At 73.2% G+C, this 7,337-nt stretch carries 6 protein-coding genes; all 6 read right to left on the bottom strand.

Annotated elements, in window-relative coordinates:
* Positions 1–186: 186 nt before the first annotated feature.
* The 6 genes from ACFVH5_RS33805 to ACFVH5_RS33830 all read right to left on the bottom strand — a co-directional run bounded on the left by ACFVH5_RS33805 (position 187) and on the right by ACFVH5_RS33830 (position 7,227).
* A complete protein-coding gene (locus ACFVH5_RS33805; RefSeq protein WP_385837497.1) occupies positions 187–1,776 on the bottom strand; it encodes an alpha/beta hydrolase in 1,590 nt (529 codons plus the stop codon).
* Between the two features lie 192 nt (positions 1,777–1,968).
* Entirely contained in the window at positions 1,969–2,742 is a 774-nt protein-coding gene (locus ACFVH5_RS33810; protein WP_385837498.1) for a TIGR04222 domain-containing membrane protein, read from the bottom strand.
* A gap of 104 nt (positions 2,743–2,846) precedes the next feature.
* Entirely contained in the window at positions 2,847–3,647 is an 801-nt protein-coding gene (locus tag ACFVH5_RS33815; protein ID WP_385837499.1) for a DUF4142 domain-containing protein, read from the bottom strand.
* Between the two features lie 385 nt (positions 3,648–4,032).
* Positions 4,033–5,370, bottom strand: a complete 1,338-nt coding sequence (locus ACFVH5_RS33820) for a DUF692 domain-containing protein (protein WP_385837500.1) — start codon at positions 5,368–5,370, stop codon at positions 4,033–4,035.
* A 158-nt stretch (positions 5,371–5,528) separates the two neighbouring features.
* Positions 5,529–6,320: a DUF4142 domain-containing protein gene (locus ACFVH5_RS33825; protein ID WP_385837501.1), complete on the bottom strand. Its 792-nt coding sequence runs from the start codon at positions 6,318–6,320 to the stop codon at positions 5,529–5,531.
* A gap of 181 nt (positions 6,321–6,501) precedes the next feature.
* Positions 6,502–7,227, bottom strand: coding sequence for a peptidyl-tRNA hydrolase (locus tag ACFVH5_RS33830; protein ID WP_385837502.1), 726 nt, complete (start codon positions 7,225–7,227; stop codon positions 6,502–6,504).
* Positions 7,228–7,337: the final 110 nt, after the last annotated feature.

Genomic DNA, 7,337 nt, shown 5'->3' on the forward strand with positions numbered 1-7,337 from the left:
AGCCCCCTAGGGGCAGCCCCCGCTAGGGGGCGCCCCCTGAGGGGCGCGGGGAACTGCGCGGCCCGCCCCCACCGGCCGGCAGTCGGCGCACTCCCTTCCGGGGCGGACCCCCGCAGGGGTTGTGTGTCGTCTGCGGCCCCGGCGGGGGCGGGCCGCGCAGTTCCCCGCGCCCCTCAAGGGCGCCCCTCAGAGCCCCTGGCGGGGCTTCGGGGGCTCGTGCGGGGCGCAGGTCGTCCGGGCGGCCGGGACCCGGCCTTCCAGGAGGTACGCGTCCACGTGGGCGTTCACGCACGCGTTGGACCCGCCCGCGATCCCGTGCGACCCGGACGCCAGCTCCGTGACCAGGGAGGACCCCGACAGCCGCCGGTGCATCTCCACCGCCCCGGCGTACGGCGTCGCCGCGTCCCGTTCTGCCGCGAGGACGAGCGTGGGCGCCAGCTCACCGGGCACCGTGCGCACGTCGAGCGGCCGTTGCCGCGGCAGCGGCCAGTAGGCGCACGGCAGGTTCATCCAGGCGTTGGACCAGGTCTCGAAGGGCGCCACGCGCGCGAGACGCGTGTTGTCGCGGTCCCAGGTGTGCCAGGCCCGCGGCCAGGGCGCGTCGTTGCACTCGATCGCCGTGTAGACGGCCTTGCTGTTCTCCTGGTCCTTCACCGAGTCCGGATGCGGCCCCGCCTGCCGGATCAGCGGCTTCGGGTCGCCCTTCAGATACGCGGAGAGCGCCTGCGCGCGATGCGGCCAGTAGTCGTCGTAGTACCCGGCCTGCAGGAACGCCCCCTGCAGCTGTCCAGGGCCGACCACACCGCCCGCGGGTTCCGCCGCGAGCCGCGCCCGTGCCCGCTCGTAACTGAGCCGCACCTCCTCCGCCGTGCGCCCCAGCCCGTACACCTCGTCGTGCCGGGCCGTCCAGGCGCGGAAGTCGGCCCAGCGGCTCTCGAAGGCGGCCGACTGGTCGAGGTTGTTGCGGTACCAGACCTTCGCCGGGTCCGGGTTCACGGCCGAGTCGAGGACCATCCGGCGTACGTGCGATGGGAACAGCTCCGCGTACAGGGCCCCGAAGTACGTGCCGTAGGACGCCCCCATGAAGGTCAGCCTCCGCTCGCCCAGGGCCGCGCGCAGGACGTCCAGGTCACGGGCGTTGTTGACGGAGGTGAAGTGCCTGATCGCGCGGCCCGACCGCTCGACACAGCCCCGCGCGTACGCCTTCGCCCGCGCGACGCGCTCCTCCTTGTACGACTCCGAGGGGTTCGTCGGCGACTGCGTGGGCCCCCTCAGGAGCAGCTTCGGGTCCTGGCAGGAGATCGGGGCCGAGCGGGCCACCCCGCGCGGGGCGTACCCGACGAGGTCGTACGCCGACGCGATGCGCTTCCACTCCGGGATCATGCCGATCAGCGGGAAGTACATGCCGGACGCGCCGGGACCGCCGGGGTTGTAGACGAGCGCGCCCTGGCGGGGGACGGACCGCTTGCCGTTCTCGGGGTCCTTGCCGGTCGCCCGCACCCGGCTGACGGTCAGTTCGATCTGCTTGCCGTCCGGGTGCGCGTAGTCGAGCGGGACCGTCACCGTGCCGCACCGCAGGGTGGCCGGGCCGTCCTCGTCCTCGGCACACGTCCCGAAGCGGATGCCGTCGGCGGCGGCGCGTTCGGCCGCGACCGCCGTGCCGCGCCGCTCGGCCCAGCCCGACGAGGCGGCCTTGGCGCTTCCCGCGGGCGCGGTGGCGACGACGGCGGTCAGCAGCAGGGATCCGGCCGTTCCGAGGAGGACGGCAGCTCGCATCAGGTTCCCTTCAGTACACGACAGTAATAAAAGGGATATTTGGTTCGGTGCCCGGCGAAGTAAACAACCGGCCCGCGGATGTCGGCCCAATGACCCCGATGCGCACCCGGCGTGCGCCCCGTAAGGGGCGCGGGGAACTGCGCGACCGCCCCCACCGGCCCGCGGATGTACGACGCTGCCTCTGCCGAGCGCTCAAGCGTGCGGTTCGCGGTGTCCGAAAGCCGCCCGCAGGTTCGGTTCGCCGACCGCGCGGATGCCGCGCACGGCCACGGTGGTGAGGTACGTACGGTCGTCGCTGTCCGGGTCCGCCCGGTGGGTCAGGGAACTGAGCAGGTGCTGTCCGGCCGGGGACGCCCAGCGGGTGTAGGGGTGCACCTCGATCCGCGCGATGGCCAGACAGCTCATGGTGAGGATGAGGGGCAGCGTGAACCAGACGGCCACCAGCGCCCGCTCGTGCTGCGCCTGAGCGGGCATCAGCAGCGCGACGGCGGCCAGCGCCAGCACGGCCGCCGCGGCCGACCGCACCTGGGCCACGGCGCCCGCGACGGTGGTGCGCGCCCCGTCCGGCACGGCGAGGCCCGCCGCGACCAGCCGGTCGGCGAGCACGCGTACGGACTCCGCGGCGGCGGCGCTCGTGCGGACCGGCGCGATCCTCGATTGTCCGTCGGGTCCTATCGCGCCCAGGACGGAGCGCTCCATCTCGTCCCGGCCGCGCGGGTCCACGACCGTCGCCCAGCCGGTGTGGGCGAGCAGCAGACGGCGCTGGCGGGCCATCGACACGAGCGTCAGATCGGCGACCCGGGCGGGGCCGCCCGACAGGAACGCGGCCTCGTAGAGCGTCAGGCCGCGTCCGCCGAGCGTGTGCGTGTCGTCCGCGGCGGCGGCGCGGACCGAGGCCAGGCACAGGCGCGTACAGGCCGTGCCCGCCACGGCCCAGGCGAGGAGAAGGAGGAGGACCCAGAACATGCCGGATTTCTTTGCGACGGAGGACCGGCCGCGCCACGGCTTGTTCACAATTTGGACGAAGCATCGCCATGGTGTGACGTTTCGCGTCGGCGGTACTTCGGTTGCTAGGACTTGTTGTCGCCGGTCTCCGCCCCGCCGTCCGCCGCGTCGTCCGACGGCCGGGCCGTCGCCGCCGGGGGCAGGGAGTAGGTCGGGGCGGGAGTGGCGGGGACCGGGGGACTGGGCGAGGACTTCGGGCCGGCGGGCGCGGGGGAGCGGGTGAGCGGGGGCGCGCTCGCGGAGGCCGCGTCACGGGCCAGCGCGTCGAAGTCGACCAGACCGGTCGCCTCCAGGACCGTGATGTGGTCCAGCACCGTGGTGTTCGCGTCGTCGGCGAGGTCCCGGACGAGCGAGTTGCGGGTGCTCGCGCGGATCTGGGCGACCAGGCCGAACACCTTGCCGTGCGCGGCGCGCAGGATGTTCGCGAACTGCCGGTCGTACTCCCGGCCCCGCGCCGCGCTCAGCGTGGCGAGCCAGGCGCGCTGCTGTTCGCTGGGCTGGTTGGGCAGTTCGAGGCCGAGCCGCGCGGCCACGCTCCGGACGCGCGCGTCCAGGAACGTATGCCCCTCGACGAGGTGCTCGCCCGCCGTCCGTACGGCCCTGGTGGTGCCGCGGTCCTCGGCCTGCTGTCCGGCGGGCAGCTCCCACAGGCCCGCGAGCCGGACCTTGGTGACGAACTCGCGGTCCTGCGCGGACAGCGGGCCGAAACTCGTCGACACGCTCTCGGCGTTCAGGGTGTCCACGCCGGTGCCCGACCGGTCCGCGTACGACCAGATCGGGAAGACCAGCGCCACGAGGGTCGCCGTCAGACCCGCGATGATGAGCCCGGTACCCGTGAACAGCCCGCGGCCATTGATGGATCGCATGGTGCCTCCTGTTGCGGCACCGCACGTTAGTGCGCTTCTGGTGGAGCTTGGCATATTACTTCGTGGTGTACGCCAACTGTGGTACGGGTTTGGACGAATGCAGTATGCGGTCCGGACAGGCCGACCGGACCGGTCGGACCGGTGTTTTCGCAGGCGGGGGCGGTGCGGTGGGTCGTGCCGGGCGGCCGTCCTGGCGCGGGCCGCGCCGGGCCCGTACGGGAGGTGCTATGTGCCGGCTGGGTGCGTGCCCGCGCGGTCCGGTCGTCGCGGGGCGGCGCTGAGCAGGCACGGGGCCCGTTTTCCCGTACGCACGGGGTACGGCCGGCGCCCGGGTGAGCGACGTCACGGGTGACGAGGGCCCTCTACGCCTCCCGTCGACCGGTTCTCAACGCCTCAGCAGCACCCGGCGCGTGGCGCGCACCAGCCGGGCCGCCGGCCGTCGCGAGAGCGGCGCCGGGCCCGAACGCTCCAGCCACCAGTCGCTCAGCGCGCGCCGCACGGCCGGGTCCAGCAACTGACCCTCGAACAGCAGGTGCTCGGCGAAGTCCAGCGCGTCCCGCCGGTAGCCGTCGGTCATCGGGTGGCCGTGCGCGTACGCCAGGAACGCCTTCCGGTACGCCTCGGCCAGGATCTCCGGCAACTCCGGAGCGACCTTGGCCACGACATCGGCCCGCTTGCCGGCCAGCGCACGGGCCTGCACGGCCAGCCGGGTCCGGTCGAACCCCTCGGGCACGGGCGTCCCGGCGACGAGCGCGGACAGCAGGGCGGCCTGCGCGAGGGCGAGCCGCTGCCGGGCGGGGCCGGTGTCCCCGGTGTCCGTCCGGGCCTCCTCGGGCGCCACGACGGCCGCCGGGGTGCCGTCGGCCGCCTTCGCGAGTGCGGCGGCCTTCCGGGGTGCGGCGGACTTCTCGACCGTTTCGCGGATCGCGAGCAGTTCGCGTTCCAGCTCGGCCGGTTCGGGGAAGTTCTCGTCGCGTTCGAGGAGCACGCCCGGCGGGCGGACGCGGGAGGCCAGGTCGGCGAGCACGTCGAGGACCGCCGGGGGCACGGCGTGCGCGTGGCTGTCGTGCCAAACGCCGTCCCGTTCGAAACCGCCGGCGACATGGACGTACGCGATGGCCTCCACGGGCAGCTCGTCGAGCGCCCCGGCCGGGTCCTCGCCGCGGTTGACGTGGTTGGTGTGGAGGTTGGCCACGTCGATGAGCAGCCGTACGCCGGTGCGGTCGACCAGGTCGTACAGGAACTGGCCCTCGGTCATCTCCTCGCCCGGCCAGCAGATCAGCGCGGCGATGTTCTCCACCGCGAGCGGCACGGGCAGCGCGTCCTGGGCGATCCGGATGTTCTCGCACAGGACGTCGAGGGCGTCCCGGGTACGGGGGACGGGCAGCAGATGTCCGGCCTCCAGCAGCGGCGAGGCGGTCAGCGCCCCGCCCGCCCGGACGAACGCGATGTGCTCGGTGACCAGCGGGGAGCCGAGGGCCTCGGCGCGGGCCGCCAGGTCGGCGAGCTTGCCCTCGGCGGGGCGCTCGGCGCCGCCGAGCCCGAGCGACACCCCGTGCGGGACCACGGTCACACCGCGCTCCCGCAGCCGCACCAGCGATTCGGGGAGATGGCCGGGGCAGATGTTCTCGGCGACGGCCTCGACCCAGTCGATGCCGGGCATGCGCTCCACGGCCTCGGCGATCTCCGGCCGCCACCCGATTCCCGTACCCAGGTTCCTCATCGTCCCCCTCCTCCACTCCGTCACCACGACTTCACCAGGACCTTGCGCGTCTCCTTCGACGGACCTGTGTTCCGGCGTGACGGGGTGATGGCCCCGTCAGGCGGGGCCGAACCCATCGGCGGGGACGTTCAGAGCAACATTTGAGGTTCCGGCCGTCACTACGACGAGGGAGTGGCGTCCGGGTCCTCGGGGTCGGGACGGTTGGTGTTGACCGTGCCCGGGGCCCCCGGGGAGGGCCGTGACGTGGTGTTGATGTCACCGGTCGCCTCGGCGGGCGGCGCCGAACTGGGCACCACTCCGGGGACGGGGGCCGGCGGTCCCGACGGGCTGGCCGTCGCTCCGACCACCGAGTCGTTCGCGATCGCCTCGAAGTCGACGGCGCCGGTCTTCTCCAGCACCGTGATGTGGTCGAGCACGGTCTGGTTGGCGTCCGAGGCGAGCTGGCGCACCAGCGTGTTGCGCGTCTGGTTCCGTACCGCGCCGATCGCCGGGAAGATCTTGCCGTGCGCGGAGCGCAGGAGGTTCGCCCACACCTTGGGGTAGTCCGCGTCGCTCGCGTTGGTCATCTGCTGCAGCCAGCCCTGCTGCTGCTCGTTCGGCTGGTTCGGCAGCTCGACGCCCAGCTCCCGCGCGATGCCCCGTACCCGCTTGTCGAGGTCGGTGTGGCCGACGATCAGGTGGTCGGCGGCCTCCTTCATCGCGGGACTCGGATTGCGTTCGAGGGCCTGCTGCCCTGCGGGCAGCTCCCACAGACCCGCCAGCCGCACCCGGACGATGAGGTCGCGGTCGGTGGCGGTCAGCGGCCCCCACTTCGTCTGCACGGTCCCGGCGGCGAGGTTCGCCGGCCCCGTCCCGGCGCGGTCGGCGTACGACCACACGGGGAACGCGAGCGCGCCGAGCGTTCCGACGAGTGCCACGATGACGAGGGCCGTACCGTTGATACGCCGCACAGGTGCCTCCGGATTTTTACCAACTGGTCGTTGGGAATCTGTACTTGGCCAGCGCCAGAAGATACGTGCGGGACGGCGGACATGTTCAATGGTTCGTGTCTGCTGTGTCACAGACCTCACACGGCTGCGCCACAGTCCCGCGCCACAGTCCTGCGCCGCGCCCGTGCCGCGCGGCAGCCCCCTATCGCCGGCGGTCGAGGCGCAGGGCCGGGTGGTCGGCGACCACTGTGCACGAACCCGGGGCGATCTCCGTGAAGCCGGCGTCGCGGACCAGCGGGAGGCCGCTCGTGACGAGGCGTTCCCAACGCTCGGGGTCGGCCGTGCGGACGGCGAGCGGGAAGCCGGCCTCGCGCCAGGCCGTGCGGTCCTCGTCGGACAGCTCCCACCAGGCCAGCTGGGCGCCGTGGCCGGCCTGGGCCATCGCCTTGCCCGCCGACATGTCCAGGTCCGGGCTCAGCCACAGCACGGGCGTGGCCGTGTCGGTGTCCGCGGGCGGCTCCGGGTCGTCGAGGTCCGTGCCGGAGACCTGGAGGCGGGCCAGGTCCTTGGGCCAGCCGTCGAGCGGGACCGGGGGGAAGACCCGGACCTCGGCGGACTTGCCGGTGACCGTGATGCCGGGCAGGGCCTCCGCGCGGCGCCACTCCGCGCCGCGGGCCCGGCGGACGACCTTGCGGATGCGGGCGTCCTGCCAGTCGTGGACGGCCTGCGCCCACTCGCCCTCGCCGAGCGAGCGCTCGTCGCTGAGGAGGACCAGGACGGCGCGGGCGGCGGTCTCCAGGGCGTCCGTGCGGGCGGGGGGTTCGTTGCGTTCGATACGGGCGACCAGGGGCAGTACGAACTGCGGTGCGTCGTCGCGGGCGGTGCGTTCGTCCTGGAAGGGGTTGTGCGTTGTTCCGTCGCTGCTCACGTGCACCAGTTTGCCAGGAGGGGGGTGGGTGGTGCCCGGGGGTGGTGACGTGCGGGTACGTCGCTGTCTCTTATACACAACAGACGCAGCCGACGATTTATGGAGTGTAT

It is taken from the genome of Streptomyces sp. NPDC127119 (assembly GCF_042677425.1).
Classification (GTDB): Bacteria; Actinomycetota; Actinomycetes; order Streptomycetales; family Streptomycetaceae; genus Streptomyces.

What these genes read in the sequence shown, in the direction of transcription:
- ACFVH5_RS33805 (WP_385837497.1), bottom strand. Translation starts at nt 1,776, where the DNA reads ATGCGAGCTGCCGTCCTCCTCGGAACGGCCGGATCCCTGCTGCTGACC.
- ACFVH5_RS33815 (WP_385837499.1), bottom strand. Translation starts at nt 3,647, where the DNA reads ATGCGATCCATCAATGGCCGCGGGCTGTTCACGGGTACCGGGCTCATC.
- ACFVH5_RS33820 (WP_385837500.1), bottom strand. Translation starts at nt 5,370, where the DNA reads ATGAGGAACCTGGGTACGGGAATCGGGTGGCGGCCGGAGATCGCCGAG.
- ACFVH5_RS33810 (WP_385837498.1), bottom strand. Translation starts at nt 2,742, where the DNA reads ATGTTCTGGGTCCTCCTCCTTCTCCTCGCCTGGGCCGTGGCGGGCACG.